This is a genomic window from Methylobacterium sp. Leaf125 (assembly GCF_001423085.1).
Taxonomy (GTDB): Bacteria; Pseudomonadota; Alphaproteobacteria; order Rhizobiales; family Beijerinckiaceae; genus Methylobacterium.
Genome location: NZ_LMNU01000049.1, coordinates 90,384 through 103,455 on the forward strand (window position 1 = coordinate 90,384; position 13,072 = coordinate 103,455).

The window sequence follows — 13,072 nt, forward strand, 5'->3', positions numbered from 1 at the left end:
TTTCTTGTTCTTGGGGGTGTGGGTGGGGTCAGGCGGTAGCGACGCGGCGCCCGTGCTCGTCGACGACGCGCTCGCCATCCTCCTTGACGAACTCGCCCTGTTGGGCGGGAAGGAGGTCGAGGACCGCCTCGGAGGGCCTGCATAGGGCAACACCCAGTGGGGTGACGACCAAGGGGCGGTTCAGCAGGATCGGATGCTCGCCGATGGCATCCAGAAGCTGATCGTCCGTCAGGCTCGGGTCCGAGAGGCCGAGCTCGCCGAAGGGCGTTCCCTTCTCACGGAGCAGATCACGGACCTTCACGCCCGCCCGCTCGGCAAGCTGGCGCACCAGGGTCCGGTTTGGGGGCGTCTTCAGGTACTCGACCACGTGCGGCTCGATGCCGGCGTTGCGGATGAGGGCTAGGGTATTGCGGGACGTGCCGCAATCCGGGTTGTGGTAGATCACGACGTCCATCAGGTGGTCTCCGTGCAACAGGCGGCAAGGGCAGCGACAGCCGGGGCGCAGACCTCAGGGCGTCCCTGGCAGCAGTCGCGCATCAGGAACTGGATGAGCTCGGACAGGTCCGGGTAGGCGGCGCTGTAGATGATCGAGCGCCCCTCGCGCCGGGACGTGACCAGCCCGGAATGCGAGAGCTCCTTCAGGTGGAACGACAGGTTAGTGCCCGACACGCCGACCGCCTCGGCGAGCGTCCCGGCCGCCGTGCCGTCAGGGCCGGCGGTGACGAGCTGGCGCACGATACGCAGGCGATGCTCCTGGCCGAGGGCCGCGAAGGCCGCCACGGCTTGCCGTTCGTCCATCATGATGTCAATATCTCAACCATCGTTGAAACGTAGAGGAATGAAACGTCTTGGACAAGCCCCTGCAGCCCTTCGCCGATGGAATGCCGAACCTAAGCGAGGGGCATTTCGTGGTCCCGACGACCGACGCCCTGCACGTGAAGACACCGTTCACCCACGCCCCGCGCTTCCTGATCCTGTACGGATCGCTCCGTGAGCGCTCGTTCAGCCGCCTCCTCGCCTACGAGGCCGCGCGCCTGTTGGAGGCGATGGGCGGCGAGGTGCGGATCTACGACGCGCACGGCCTGCCGCTGCCCGACGACGCCACTGCCGATCACCCGAAGGTCCGGGAACTCCGAAACCTCTCGATCTGGTCGGAGGGCCACGTCTGGGTCAGCCCCGAGCGACACGGCGCCATGACCGGGGTCATCAAGAGCCAGATCGACTGGCTGCCGCTCTCGGAGGGTTCGGTGCGCCCGACGCAGGGGCGGACGCTCGCCGTGATGCAGGTCTCCGGCGGCTCGCAGTCGTTCAACGCGGTCAACAGCCTCCGCGTGCTCGGTCGCTGGATGCGGATGATCACCATCCCGAACCAGTCCTCGGTCCCGATGGCGTACAAGGAGTTCGACGAGGCCGGCCGGATGAAGCCGGGTCCGCTCTACGACCGGGTGGTCGATGTCTGCGAGGAGCTGATGAAGTTCACGCTCCTCACCCGCGAGCGATCCGACTACCTCGTCGACCGGTATTCGGAACGCAAGGAGCGCGAGCCCGAAAGGCTCAAGGCCGTCGCCGTCGACATCGGGTTCGTGAAGCGACCCTCCTGATCTGCACGTCCACGCCGACCTCTTCTACGCCATCGCCTCGCCCGGTAGGATAGCGATCCCTATTTCAAGGGCTCCACGACCGTAAGCACAAGAGTCTGAGCGCTGGGGCATGTCGGCCGCCACGATGGCGACCACGGGGGCCGTCTCGTCGGGGCGCCGACGATCGCGACGTGGACGGATCCTTCGCCAACGTCGACGGCGGTCAGCTTCACTAGGCTCAGCTGGAGCTTCCGCATGCCGCCTCGGTCAGCGAGGGGGACCGGACGGAGTGGAGCGTCCCCGAGACGTAGACGAGGTCGCCGACGTCCGTGCCCGGCGCGTCGGCCTCGGCGATGGAGGCGATCGGCTCCGCAGTCAGGAGCAGAAATTTCGCTAGGCATCACGTCCTCCTTGGCCTTGCGCCGAACGAACCCCGCCCAGGTCCGGACGGTCCCGTGCGTCGCTGTCTCCAGCACCGCCACTTCGGAGAGGGTCGACGCGGTCAGGGGGCGAGCGAGGATGGCCAGGAGTGGGATGGTCACGACGCCGCCTTCAAGACGATCGCGTCGACGTCGGCGAAGGCGCCGTCGACCTCCGCGGTGGTGATGGCGCCGGCGCCGATGCCGGCAGCGACCTGGTTGTAGACCGCCAGACAGACGCCAATATGCCTCCGGATCTGCAGGCTCAGCACCTTCAAGCGGTCGTTCGTGAGGGGCCGATCTACCCCGTCGGCGAACGTCCACGGGTCGCTGTCCTTCCGGGCGTCGAGCAGCGTCGCGGTGACCTCGCTTAGCGTGCGCGTCAGGGCCCGCTCGTTGACGGCGACCGCCCAGCCGTCCCACGTTGTGCCGCCCGCCTCGGCCGCTAGGTGCGCCTCGTATGCGTAGGCCAGGACAGCGGCCGCGTCGGGCGGAGCCGGAGCGTTCGGATCGAGCCAGGAGCCATCGGCCTGTTGGGCCTACCTGAGCCACAGCCAGGCGCCGACCGCGTCGCAGATGACGTCGAGGGAGAGACTAACCATGTAAGATAGCGTGGACCGGGGGCGTTAAGGGGGTGAACGTCACGTGGGGCCCTGAAACATAACACCCCCCGACCCCGGGGGCCGGAGGGTGCGCTCAGGATGTGGTGCATCGCGAGGACGACGGATACGTCGACAGTCTAGAATATACCCCACCGAACAGCATCGGACAAGCAAAAGAGGGCGAATAACGACGGTCTAGCAAGGGGTAAGCGGCGGTTCTAGACTTGGAACGACGGCGGTCCAGTAGGGGGTAGAGCCATTCCTACGACCCCCCCCGAGCGTCGACGGCCAGCCACATCCAGGGAGGGCGGCGCAGAGCGTCACGGTAGTGAGCTACACCGGGGAACGGGGCAGGCGGCAGCGACGGGGAAGGTAGCAGGGGGACGACGGCGGGATGACGACCTGCGGGGAACCAGGAGGCCCGGGCCCAAGGGTACAACGGGGGCCCAGGGGCCCATATGTGGAACCAATTACCCGATTATCGTTGAGGGAGAACGGGTTACAGCGCCGAGAACGCCCGTCAGGATTTCGTCCATCTTGGCCTCCATCCACGGGCCCTTGGAGGCCGGTACGATGAAGCTATCGTGGACGGGCAGGCAGGGGATGGACGCCTTCTCGCAGGCCTTGAGGACATCCACCGCCATGGCGCTGTCTACGGCCATGCAGCGGATCCCACGGTCTGCAGCGATGTCTGCGGCGATGGGGGTGTTCCGCGCCACGACGGCCTTGAGCAGGCCGCGGGTGTAGTCCCAGCCGTGCTCCCAGTCGTCCTTGTCCATAATGGCCGCCGCTGCCGCGTTCATGGTCTTCGCGTTCAAGGCGACGTTGAGGGCGAGCTTGCCCTCGTCACGGGGGAATGTCCCCGTGACGTAGGGATCGTGGCGCAAGACGTGACCACGGGCTGCGTAGAGGATCCGCGGATGGAGGGTGGCGAAGTCCGGCTCGAAGGCCGCCTCGCCGTTGATGAGGAGCTCCCGGCGGCGTCCCTTGGGGAGGTTCTGCCACCATCCGTAGAGCCGGCCATGGCGGTCCCAACGGCCACGGCCGAACACGCGGTAAACCTCGGGGCTCGGGGTCGGGACGACGCTGGCCCACGTCCCCTTCTCCTTGCGGTCGTTGCGGGCTCGGACAACGCGCGTGGCGTGCTCCCACCCGTTGCCCGTCGGCATCGTGACCGAGACCTTGCCGAGGTAGGCATTGATGCGGTCGAGCTCGGCCTCCAGGCGTCGCGTCTGACGTGTCGGGTCGTAGCCGATGACGTCGCCGGCCTCGTCCTTGAGGATGAGGCGGCAGCGACGCGTCTCGTACTCGAAGGGCGCGTCGCGGAAGGCGTGGACGAGGTCGGGGGTCGCACGCAGGCGGCTCTGCATCCCGGTGGAGAGGTGGTCGCCAGGGCGGGCCCGGACCTCCTCGATCAGCCCGAGCTCGACGAGTTCAGCCACGGCGGCGAGCACGCGGTCGTAGGTGTAGGGCAGGCCCATGTACCGCGATTGACCGGCGTAGAACGCCTTGCGGCGCGAGTAGCTGACCCAGCGATCCTCGCCGGGCGCCATGTCGGCCGCGATGCACGCGGCCGCGAGGACGCTGCGCCTGGCGACGTCCTGCCTGCGATCGGGGATGTCGGGGATGCCGGCGGCCGAGAGGATGTTCTCCGGGATGCGCCAGTGGAAATCGAGGGCGCGGTCGCGCGCCTGTGCCGTGTTGAGCATGTCGTATCCATCGACACGTCAGGCACCACACCGCCGTGTCGGGACCGATGATCCGCTCGACATTAGCCTTAGTCTATGGGTATGTGCTTTGGAGATCCGCTGATATACTTCGCGAGACCAGTAGTTCAACCGCCCCGACGGGGTGCATGATCTCACGGGGGTAAAGCATCGATTTCAGCCTCGCCCACGGCCTAACTTCGAGGCACCGGAGGATTCAGCCAACGAGCCCCGTGGACGGCTCCACGGGGCTCTAATGCGGTCGAAAATTTATTTGTGCTCGCATGCGGCCGTCGCCTGATGCCGTGAGGACATATCGAATCCGCGAACAGCTTGGTGAGCTGGTGGCTCGAACTCCTAACCCGATCGGGGTCTACCCGACGACCTCGCGGCGGCCCTGGAGCGGGCCCTGTCGGCCGTGAAGCACATCGACGCCGGTAGGATCGGAGCCGAGGCGTGATGCCCAGTGACCAGGCGTTCCTACTCACCTTCGCAGGCCTGCTGCGAGTCGGCATCCTCGCCGACCCTGTCCCGACCTACCGGGCATGCCGATCGGCTTGCGCCGCCCTTGGGGACGCATTCGTGCCCGTTGACTACACCTGACCGATTCGCGCGGTCCGCTTAGTCCACGAGGAGGATTGGGAGAGTCGGCTGAGGGTCACCCCAACCGCGGCCGCCGTGCGGGCAACGCTGGCGAGCGAGGGCGTGGAGAGCGTCCTGGCACGGTGGGGCGGGCGCTACCGAGGCAAACTCATCGCGGCAGCGAACCGCGCCGCGCGCAGGTCACCGCCCGCCAGACATCCCCTTACGTGGCCGGGATCGGGGGCACGTCCGGAGGCGTCGCCTGCGTGTAGGTGACGGTCTGCACCGTGTAGTCGGGCGTGCCTGAGAAGCTGATGCCCAAGCCGGCGTAAAACCCCATCACGGAGTGGAGCGCGCTCAGGGACGACTTCCTCATCTCGACGGCGACCATGGTCCTCTGGGACAGGCCGACGCGTCGGGAAATTTCGTCCTGCGTCAGGCCGACGAGGGTCCGCGCGGCGCGCAGCTGCATTGGGGAGGGATACACGACGAGGCACTCCGAGCCGGATTCGATGGAAGGCCATTATCACCAAAGCGCCCGAAACGTGCAATGACGGCACATCGACTCGCGTTCTCAGAAGAAGGTGATATCCTCCGATTCGTGCCGACATCGCCGGATCCACTGGCGAAAAAAAATGGCCCCGGAGGCGCGCGAACGCCGCCGAGGCCTGGTCAGCCACAGGAGCATCCCCGTGACCGAACCGTGCACCCACCTTACCACCACGACCGCCCCGAACGGTAGCCTCGCCGCGTCCCTCGCCCAGGGAATTTCGCAGTACGCCGAGCGCTTCGAGGAGGCCTCGGTCCTTGAGATCGCGGCGGCCATGAGCGTCGAGGATCCCCACGCGGCGCGGTCGTTCCTCCTGGAGCGCACTGCCGAGCCGGCGTTCCCGATGCTGCGCAGGAGCGTCCTCGGTACGATCGAGCTCCGGATCGAGGCCGCCAAAGCCGCTGCGCGTGACCGCCTCCTCCTGGTGACCGGCGACGACGCGCCGGGCGGGAAGAGCGACAAGGCGCGCGAGGCGATCTTCCGCCGGGACCCGGGCGCATTTCTGCCAGGCGCCGAGGTCAGCAAAGTCCGCCCGTTCGCCCGGGCCTTCTGGCACGTCCTGATCGACGGGAAGGACGTGCCCTGCGTCTACGTCTGCCGGGCCGCCGTCGTGAGCGACCTGCACGACATGGTCGAATGCCTGGCCGAGAACAGACAGTACGAGCGGGGCATCGTCATCGGTGCGCCCGAGACCGCGCGGGACATCGCCGGCCTACTGCCCCCGAACATCGCCTTCGTGGCCGTACCCCTCGCCACCGACGGGAGGCGCGCGTGAACGCCATCGTCCGCATCCCGGCCGCGCCGGCGATCTCGATCTTCCGCTTCGACAACCACGACATCCGCGTCGTGGAGATCGACGGGCTGCCCTGGTTCGTCGGCGCCGACGTCTGCAAGGCCGCCCGCCTCTCGAACCCGTCCGTCTCGCTCAAGGCGCTCGACGAGGACGAGAGGGCTAAGATCTTCTTAGGGCATCCCCAGGGCGAGGTCCTGGTCATCACCGAGGGCGGTCTCTACACCCTGCTGATGCGCAGCCAGCGTGCCCTCGTGAAGGGCGCGACGGCATGGCGGTTCCGTCGGTGGGCGATGAACGAGGTCCTCCCCGAGATCCGGCGGACCGATTCCTACGCCGTGGCACCCGCCCCGACGCCGGTCGCGATCCCCGAGGACCTCGACGATAACAGGGTGCTGAGGAGGATGCTCCTGGCCCGGATGGATCGGGAGGACGCCCTCGTCGAGCGCCTCGTCATCACAGACCAGGAGCTCATCGACACCTCTCGCCAGCTCACCGCCTCGCAGCGGCAGGTACAGCGGGCCCGGCCGGCGGTGGAGTGCGTCGAGCGGTTCGCCGAGAGCGAGGGGCTCTACAGCCTCCAGGCCGGTGGCAAGGCCCTCGGGCAAAAGCCGAACAAGTTCATCGCTTGGCTGAAGGAGCGCGGCGACCTGTTGGATCTGAACAGGTCGAACCTCCCCCGGCAGGACCTCATCGACCGTGCCCCGTTCCGCGTCCGGATCGAGGAGTACGGCGGCAAGCCCCGTGCGACGCCGAAGATGACGTCGAAGGGCATCCTCCACTACGGACGCGAGCTCTGCGTCTCCGTCGACTGGCGGGCCGCACGGGAGCCCGACCTGTTCGACTGACACCACTCAGACTCTGAGTGGTGACGAGGGGCCCGGGTGACCGGGCCCCTTTTTCGTGCCTGAAATCTTGTGCAGCGAAATGGGAGCGAAGGCCGGTTCGCTATCATTGGCAACCCGGCCCGGGCACGCCTGCGCACGGTTTCGGCACGCTCTCAGCATATTTTCGCGCGTTTCAGTCCGCGCGATCGGCGTTACACCGAGAGCGGAATCCGGCCTCGCTCGTGGGGCGCGCTGCAGCACCCCCGATCCAGGCGCTCGGCGGCCTACGGGCACGGCTCCCCTTCGAGCCGCCGCCGGTACCGGACGCCGTCGTGCAGTAGGACGCTGCTGGGCAGGAGGACGAGCTCCGCGTCGTAGGGGACGACGCTGCCCCCGTTGCCGTAGCACTGGCGGGACGTCACCCGGCCGCCGGCTATCCGGGCGCCGTGGCACTCCATCAGGTCGATGCCGACGACCCCGGCCTCGGGACCGACGACGATCGCGGGGACGTCGGCCCCCTCGGGGCAGTAGAGGCCCGGGGCGGGCTGGAAGGCATCCGCCTCGACGGGGCCGGCGAGCAGGGCGAAGATGGCGAGCGCACGCACGGTCAGATCTCCACGATGAGGGCGGGGTCGAACGCCGGGTTTTCGCCATGCCGGCCGCGTGGGTTCGCCAGCACGCGCGTCCCGCCGACGACGTAGTCAGCGGACCGATGGATGTGGCCGTGGATCCACAGGGCGGGTGCGTCCGGACCTTCGAGGACGCGCGTAAGGTCGGTCGCGTACGCCGCGTCGATCGCCTGCAGGGGGCCCTGCCTCCCGAGCGACGCGGGGTGGGGGGCGTGATGCGTGACGACGACCGTCGGGCCGTCCCACGTCTCCGCAAGCGCGCGCTCGATCCGCCCAAGCTGGGCGACGTGCTCGGCGGCGGCGGCGCTCGGCCTGAAGGCGTTCGTCTCGCCCGAGGCCGTACGGACCTTGACCTTCCGATGGTCTCGCATCCCCCCGTTGCGGTCACCACAGGAGGCCATCGTCGGAGCCCGCCATGCCTCGCCAAGCAAGGCGTAGTCCGTCCAGACCGTGGCGCCGATGATCCGTACGCCCTCGATGGCCAGGACCTCCCCGACGGCGAGCAGGTGGATGCCCGCGGCCGCAGCGGCCTCGCGCCCGCGTTCGAGCTCGCTCTGCCAGCGGCTCCCGTAAAAATCATGATTCCCGGGCACGTAGACGACATGCCGGACGTACGGCGCGACGCACGCCGCGAGCCAGGGCAGGCTGCGCTTCGTCAAGCCATCGGCGACGTCGCCGGCCACGATCGCCACGTCGCACACCGGCACGGCCGGGGCCTCCCAGCAGTCGGCATCGTCGTGCACGTCAGAGAAAATCCATGCCCTTGTCATCCCAACCTCCCTCAATCCACGCGGACCCGTCCGCCTCGAACCACGCCATCGACGCCCGGGTAACCAGGAGGCCGTTCGTCCTAAATCCGGGACACCAGAGGCCGTACCGGAGCCTCACCGCCGAGGGCGGCCGCGCCCCCTCGGCCACCGTGCCCGTGGCCCATGCGTGGACGTCCCGGGCCCCCGTCCGCAGGCACCGCTGGCGCCCCGCCTCCGACGCTCGGAGGACGACGTCGGCAAGCACGATCGCCGGCACGTGGCCGACGACCCTGCCCCGCTCGCGCACGCTCCAGGCGCGGCGGGTCAGGTTCCGGTAGACGTCATGCCTTGCCATTGGCGTGGAGATCGCAGCACGTCTTCGCCCACCCGCCCTTGCGGATACGGCCGGGGGCCCCGCAGGTCTCACAGACATAGGCCGACAGGTGCTCCACGCAGTCAACTATAGTCGAGACTTCATTGCGCGTTGCCTTCCTAGTCTTGCCTTCGATTGAGTAATGCCAGCGGGCCTGCGCGAACTTCTCCTTCGTTTGTTCGGTCCGGAATCCCGTCGCCCCAGCCTCGGAGACCAGGCTCGCGCCCGCCTCCCACAGCCAGCGCCAGCCGCCGCCCGAGTACGGCCCCCCGGGTTCGAACGTTGTCGGGTAGCGCCCGCGCAGCGTGGCGTCCCAATCGTCCGGGACGACCGCGCGGCCGGTCTGCCAGCGCAGGGCGAGGACGCGCGCCAGGACGCGGAGGACGTCCTGCGCGGGGGGCGGCGGGACGAAGCGGCCGTCGTCCTGACGGGGCAGCGGGGAGCCACCCGTCCACGTGACGAGGGGACCGTGGGCGCTCGGGCTGACGCCCGTGGGGACGACGTCGACGTGGCCTACGTGCCGGCACACGGCGTCGTCAGCGATCGTGCGGAATTCGTCGATGAGCATGGGGGTCTCCTGGGGGCTGAGGGGTGAGCAGAGGGGGGACCGCGCGCCGATTTCACGCGCGGACCTCGCGGGGTTCACGGCGGTCGTCCGGGTTCGCAGGCAGCGCGTCGGCGAGGGCGAGCAGGCCCGGGCAGAGGTAGCGGGCCTCCGATGGCGGGAAGGCCCCGCGGGCGTAGGCACAGCTCGCCAGGTGGAGGACGGACAGGCCGGTGACGGCGAGCTCGTCGCGTAGTTCGTCCTGCTCGTGGCGGGCTCGCATTTGGGTGATCGCCGCCTCCAGGACGATGATCGAGGCGCGGCTCGGGTGTGCGTCGGTCATGGGATCTCTCCTTCAGGGGGTGGGGTGTCAGTGGCGACGGGCGAGGGTCTCGCGGCCGTCGAGAAGCGTCGTCACGGCGCGGCGGAGCGGGCGGAGCGAGCCCCCCTTCCACACGCGGCCAAGGAGGTGGAGCTCGTCGCCGTCGAGATCGGGGAGCCAGCCGGAGTCGAGGCCTCGCTCGTCGCGGATTTCGCTGACGAGGTTGGCCGCCGCGACCGGCAGGTCCTCGGCCCTGGGAAGGCCGACGTGCACGACGCGGAAGCGGTCCAGGAGGGGGCCGGGGACGCCTCCCGTCCCGTTGGCCGTCGCCAGGAACTGGGTGCCGCTCAGATCGGCGTTCGTTTCCAGATAGACCTCGTGGAAGGCGCGGCTCCCTGCCGGCTCCAGCAGGGCGATCAGGGAGTCCGTGAGGCGCCCGTTCTCCGACCTCGTGCCCGCCTTCTCGATCTCGTCGATGATGATGACGGGGTTGGCGACGCGGAGCCGCTGGATCGTCTGCAACGGGACGCTTGCGCGCCCCGTGCTCCACTGGCGCGACGTCCCGCCGAACGCAGCGTCGGCGACGCCGGCGGCGTTGTAGAGGACGCACGGGATCCCGGCCGCCTGGCAGAACGCCTGCAGGTAGCTCGTCTTCCCGCTGCCGGGCGGGCTCACCGCGAGAGTGTTCCGCAGCCGGGCTACACCTCCGTTGGCGAGGTCCCGCAGCAGCAGCGCGGTGAGATCCCTGAACCACGGGAACCGCGCATCGAGCAGCTTGCCGACGGCCACGACGTCGACGCCGTGGACGAGCGGGAGGGCCTCGCCGGCGAGCGCGTTGAACTCCGCGCGCGGCGTCGATCCCCGCGTCGACCGGGACGACCCCGAGGTCTCGGACCCGGGCAGGTGGTCCAATGCCCCCTTGGCCAGGACGACGAGCGTCGGGGCGGGGCGCGCCGCCCGGTCCCGCCACCCGCCGTCGCCGAGGGGCCAGTCCAGCTGAGCCAGCGCCGCCAGGTCGTCGGCCTGCTCGTCGACCCACGCCCTCGCGCTGCCGCCGGCGCCGCCGGCGCCGCCGCGCAGCAGATCTTCCTCGACCCCGATCTGCCTGTGCGCAGCCGCGACGATCGCGGCCGTCTCGCCGAGCTTGAGCGCCAGCCCATCGTAGGGAGCGAGCAGCGACGCTTGCTGATCGGAGACGTACTCGGACTCCTGCAGGTCCACCGTCGCGTCGGTGGAGTACCGGATACCGTTCCGCAGGGCGAGCCAGGCAGCCGCATGGTTGCCGTTCGCCAACGAGGCGTGGAACAGGCGCAGGCAGATGCTGGCGCAGTAGGCCGCGGCCTTGGCGTTCCCCAGGGCCGCCTGGGCGAACAAGAGGTCGTCCGCCAGATGCGCCGCGGCGTCCTGCCCAGCGTCCGAAACGCCATCGGCGTTGGCGTGCTCGCGGAGCGCGTCGTCTGCCTTCTGCAGGGACGCGATCGTCACGTCCCGCCGCGTCCGCCCGAGGGTCCTGACGAGCGCCGCCGGGAGCTGAGGCTCCTCGGCTAGGAACGCGGCGATCGCCAGGCCCGCGTCGCGGCGGGCGTCGTACCCGACGAACTCGGCGCCGTAGCCCTTCTTTCGCGGTCCGAGGGAAGCCTCGGGCTGACGGGGCCCCGTCAGCGCGGTGGAGTCGAGGAGCGTGGCACGGGCGGCCTGGACGGCAGCGGCGCGCGCCCGGGAGGCGTCGTCGGTCATGGGAGGTCTCGCTGGAAAGGAGTGCACGCGGGGCGCGCCGAGCAGGGCTCAGGCGGCGGGGCGGTGCATCCGTTTCGAGCGAGGGAAGGTCATGGCGAGAACTCCGGTGTGACCCCTATGTGCACCAGGCCGGTCCAATGTGCAAGGGATGTGCATTCGTTGCGGACTGGGTCGCGTTCCTAGGGTTAACCAAGCCCTAGCGCGGCCTTCAGGGCCGGGCTGCGGTCGGCCTCCTCGTCCTGCGCCAGGAGGTCGTCCAGCGACGGCCGGCCCTGGTTGTACGTCGACAGCCGCAGGTCGAGCCCGAGGGCGTGCAGGCACCTCATCACCCGGTGCATGCTCGGCTCGTAGCTGTCTCCCCGTTCGAAGGCCGAGAGCCACGACACGCTCACGTCCGCCTTCGCGGCGAGCTGGCGCTGCGAGAGCCGGCGGTGGCGGCGGGCGAGGGCAAGCTCCTCGCCGAGGTTGAAGATGCTCATGACCCGGAGCCTACCGCATCAGCATGCAAGGCACCTACCCGCGACTCAGTCGGCTGCGCGATTTTTTGGACACCGTCCAGTGGAAATCGGCGATCCATGGCAGACTCTCATCTGCACGGATTCGATGGGGGAAATGGAATGGCGCACCAGGCACAGGCTACCGAGGAACTGAGGGTCCACCTCCAGCGGCGGTTCCCCAACGAGCCCCGGTGGGCCCCGGCCCCGCCGCCGTCCCCCGCCCCGTGGGAGCTCATCCGCGCCGTCCTCACGTAGGGACGCAAGGATGGGCTCGACGACCTGCAGCTCGCCGGGGGCGTCTACGCGGTGCTGGTGGCCAAGGGCCTCATCTCGGAGGGCCGGACGTGAGCGTTCAAGAGCGCCAGCTTGCTATCGCGCAGGCCTTGTTCGTGCGCTGGGTTCGGCGGTCGAACGCTCGCAGGACGGCCTTTCAGGGGCCCTTCTCCTACACTGAGGGCGAGCAGGTTCAGAACCTGCCGCACTCCTACCGCCAGGGTTTCCTCGACGACGCTGCGGCCGTGATGGCGGTTGAGGACGCCCGGACCGCGGCCGCGATCGAGGCCGAGGTCGGCGGTGCCTACCGGATGGAGGACGGGCGCACGTTCTGGATCGACGCCTCGGTCGCACGCGAGATCGCACGCCGTGCCGTCTCCGGGTCCGCGGGGGCCTCGTCCTGATGGACCTCACGCTCATCGTCGCGATGGTCTCGATCGCCCTGGTTTTCGCGCTCATCCTCGGCGTGGGCGTCCTCTCGCGCCTGGATGGCCCGCGGCCGCCGACGGAGGTCACCCGCATCGTCGCGGCCGTCCAGCGCCGTCAGGCCGCCCGCGGGGAGGACTGCCCGTGAGCCTCGGATCTCTACAGGCAAGCGTTGGCCTTCTTCAGCGCAGCGTAGACGGCCGCGGCCGCCGCGCCGGCCTCGCCCCCGTGCGGGACGACGTCTTGGGCTAGGGCCCGCCCGGTGGCCGGGTCGGCCACGATGACGGTGGACCGTGCCGTTCCGCGGAGCACCCGCACGACCAGCTCGACGCGCTCCCCGGAGCCCGGGCCGTCCTCAACGGGGTAGCGGTCCTCGACATGCCCGGCCGGCCGGGCCCGGGGCAGCGGCATGCCCTCAAGGTGGCGGGCGTCGGCGGCGTCGTAGGCGTCCTCGGGCATGCCCGGG

17 protein-coding genes are annotated in these 13,072 nt (G+C 69.3%); 5 read left to right on the forward strand and 12 right to left on the reverse strand.

Annotated elements, in window-relative coordinates; translation table 11 throughout:
• Positions 1 to 28: 28 nt before the first annotated feature.
• Positions 29 to 454 carry an arsenate reductase (glutaredoxin) gene (gene arsC / locus ASF58_RS24325; protein ID WP_055959023.1) on the reverse strand — a complete coding sequence of 142 codons (426 nt, stop codon included), beginning with the start codon at positions 452 to 454 and terminating at the stop codon, positions 29 to 31.
• The gene (locus tag ASF58_RS24330) at positions 454 to 801 is read right to left on the reverse strand and encodes a metalloregulator ArsR/SmtB family transcription factor (protein WP_055959026.1); all 348 of its coding nucleotides are present in this window, start codon (positions 799 to 801) and stop codon (positions 454 to 456) included. Before ASF58_RS24330 ends, arsC begins: the two co-directional genes overlap by 1 nt.
• A 47-nt stretch (positions 802 to 848) precedes the next feature.
• Here ASF58_RS24330 and arsH point away from each other — a divergent pair, with 47 nt between their 5' ends.
• Positions 849 to 1,601 (forward strand): arsenical resistance protein ArsH, encoded by a 753-nt coding sequence (gene arsH / locus ASF58_RS24335; protein WP_055959029.1) that lies wholly within the window; start codon positions 849 to 851, stop codon positions 1,599 to 1,601.
• Positions 1,602 to 2,118: 517 nt separating this feature from the next.
• Here the strand turns inward: arsH and ASF58_RS26440 are convergent.
• From ASF58_RS26440 to ASF58_RS24345, 3 genes are all read right to left on the reverse strand, one after another.
• Positions 2,119 to 2,271: a hypothetical protein gene (locus ASF58_RS26440; RefSeq protein ID WP_156375893.1), complete on the reverse strand. Its 153-nt coding sequence runs from the start codon at positions 2,269 to 2,271 to the stop codon at positions 2,119 to 2,121.
• A gap of 800 nt (positions 2,272 to 3,071) precedes the next feature.
• Entirely contained in the window at positions 3,072 to 4,310 is a 1,239-nt protein-coding gene (locus ASF58_RS24340; RefSeq protein WP_055959032.1) for a hypothetical protein, read from the reverse strand.
• An 802-nt stretch (positions 4,311 to 5,112) separates the two neighbouring features.
• Positions 5,113 to 5,376 carry a helix-turn-helix domain-containing protein gene (locus ASF58_RS24345; RefSeq protein ID WP_146180523.1) on the reverse strand — a complete coding sequence of 88 codons (264 nt, stop codon included), beginning with the start codon at positions 5,374 to 5,376 and terminating at the stop codon, positions 5,113 to 5,115.
• Between the two features lie 205 nt (positions 5,377 to 5,581).
• On the opposite strand from ASF58_RS24345, the gene ASF58_RS26590 reads away from it, so the two are divergent.
• Both ASF58_RS26590 and ASF58_RS24355 read left to right on the forward strand, forming a co-directional pair.
• Positions 5,582 to 6,214, forward strand: a complete 633-nt coding sequence (locus ASF58_RS26590) for a hypothetical protein (RefSeq protein ID WP_162238979.1) — start codon at positions 5,582 to 5,584, stop codon at positions 6,212 to 6,214.
• Positions 6,211 to 7,077 (forward strand): phage antirepressor KilAC domain-containing protein, encoded by an 867-nt coding sequence (locus tag ASF58_RS24355; RefSeq protein WP_055959042.1) that lies wholly within the window; start codon positions 6,211 to 6,213, stop codon positions 7,075 to 7,077. Before ASF58_RS26590 ends, ASF58_RS24355 begins: the two co-directional genes overlap by 4 nt.
• A gap of 263 nt (positions 7,078 to 7,340) precedes the next feature.
• On the opposite strand, the gene ASF58_RS24360 is transcribed toward ASF58_RS24355, so the two are convergent.
• From ASF58_RS24360 to ASF58_RS24390, 6 genes are all read right to left on the reverse strand, one after another.
• Positions 7,341 to 7,661 carry a hypothetical protein gene (locus ASF58_RS24360; RefSeq protein ID WP_055959045.1) on the reverse strand — a complete coding sequence of 107 codons (321 nt, stop codon included), beginning with the start codon at positions 7,659 to 7,661 and terminating at the stop codon, positions 7,341 to 7,343.
• Between the two features lie 2 nt (positions 7,662 to 7,663).
• Positions 7,664 to 8,455, reverse strand: a complete 792-nt coding sequence (locus ASF58_RS24365; RefSeq protein WP_055959048.1) for a metallophosphoesterase — start codon at positions 8,453 to 8,455, stop codon at positions 7,664 to 7,666.
• Positions 8,456 to 8,775: 320 nt separating this feature from the next.
• Positions 8,776 to 9,375 carry a hypothetical protein gene (locus tag ASF58_RS24375; RefSeq protein WP_055959056.1) on the reverse strand — a complete coding sequence of 200 codons (600 nt, stop codon included), beginning with the start codon at positions 9,373 to 9,375 and terminating at the stop codon, positions 8,776 to 8,778.
• Positions 9,376 to 9,427: 52 nt separating this feature from the next.
• Positions 9,428 to 9,694, reverse strand: a complete 267-nt coding sequence (locus ASF58_RS24380) for a hypothetical protein (RefSeq protein WP_055959058.1) — start codon at positions 9,692 to 9,694, stop codon at positions 9,428 to 9,430.
• Positions 9,695 to 9,721: 27 nt separating this feature from the next.
• Entirely contained in the window at positions 9,722 to 11,410 is a 1,689-nt protein-coding gene (locus ASF58_RS24385) for an AAA family ATPase (RefSeq protein WP_055959062.1), read from the reverse strand.
• A 185-nt stretch (positions 11,411 to 11,595) separates the two neighbouring features.
• Positions 11,596 to 11,889: a helix-turn-helix transcriptional regulator gene (locus tag ASF58_RS24390; RefSeq protein ID WP_055959065.1), complete on the reverse strand. Its 294-nt coding sequence runs from the start codon at positions 11,887 to 11,889 to the stop codon at positions 11,596 to 11,598.
• Positions 11,890 to 12,251: 362 nt separating this feature from the next.
• Between ASF58_RS24390 and ASF58_RS24395 the strand changes: the two genes are divergently transcribed.
• The gene (locus ASF58_RS24395) at positions 12,252 to 12,584 is read left to right on the forward strand and encodes a hypothetical protein (protein WP_055959066.1); all 333 of its coding nucleotides are present in this window, start codon (positions 12,252 to 12,254) and stop codon (positions 12,582 to 12,584) included.
• A complete protein-coding gene (locus tag ASF58_RS26445) occupies positions 12,584 to 12,754 on the forward strand; it encodes a hypothetical protein (RefSeq protein ID WP_156375894.1) in 171 nt (56 codons plus the stop codon). Before ASF58_RS24395 ends, ASF58_RS26445 begins: the two co-directional genes overlap by 1 nt.
• Positions 12,755 to 12,765: 11 nt before the next feature.
• Here ASF58_RS26445 and ASF58_RS26450 read toward each other — a convergent pair whose 3' ends face one another.
• Positions 12,766 to 13,065, reverse strand: a complete 300-nt coding sequence (locus ASF58_RS26450; protein WP_055959069.1) for a hypothetical protein — start codon at positions 13,063 to 13,065, stop codon at positions 12,766 to 12,768.
• Positions 13,066 to 13,072: the final 7 nt, after the last annotated feature.

Coding starts and splice junctions, on each gene's coding strand:
- arsC (WP_055959023.1), bottom strand. CDS start 454: ATGGACGTCGTGATCTACCACAACCCGGATTGCGGCACGTCCCGCAAT.
- ASF58_RS24330 (WP_055959026.1), bottom strand. CDS start 801: ATGATGGACGAACGGCAAGCCGTGGCGGCCTTCGCGGCCCTCGGCCAG.
- ASF58_RS24340 (WP_055959032.1), bottom strand. CDS start 4,310: ATGCTCAACACGGCACAGGCGCGCGACCGCGCCCTCGATTTCCACTGG.
- ASF58_RS24365 (WP_055959048.1), bottom strand. CDS start 8,455: ATGACAAGGGCATGGATTTTCTCTGACGTGCACGACGATGCCGACTGC.
- ASF58_RS24375 (WP_055959056.1), bottom strand. CDS start 9,375: ATGCTCATCGACGAATTCCGCACGATCGCTGACGACGCCGTGTGCCGG.
- ASF58_RS24380 (WP_055959058.1), bottom strand. CDS start 9,694: ATGACCGACGCACACCCGAGCCGCGCCTCGATCATCGTCCTGGAGGCG.
- ASF58_RS24385 (WP_055959062.1), bottom strand. CDS start 11,410: ATGACCGACGACGCCTCCCGGGCGCGCGCCGCTGCCGTCCAGGCCGCC.
- ASF58_RS24390 (WP_055959065.1), bottom strand. CDS start 11,889: ATGAGCATCTTCAACCTCGGCGAGGAGCTTGCCCTCGCCCGCCGCCAC.
- ASF58_RS26445 (WP_156375894.1), top strand. CDS start 12,584: ATGGACCTCACGCTCATCGTCGCGATGGTCTCGATCGCCCTGGTTTTC.
- ASF58_RS26450 (WP_055959069.1), bottom strand. CDS start 13,065: ATGCCCGAGGACGCCTACGACGCCGCCGACGCCCGCCACCTTGAGGGC.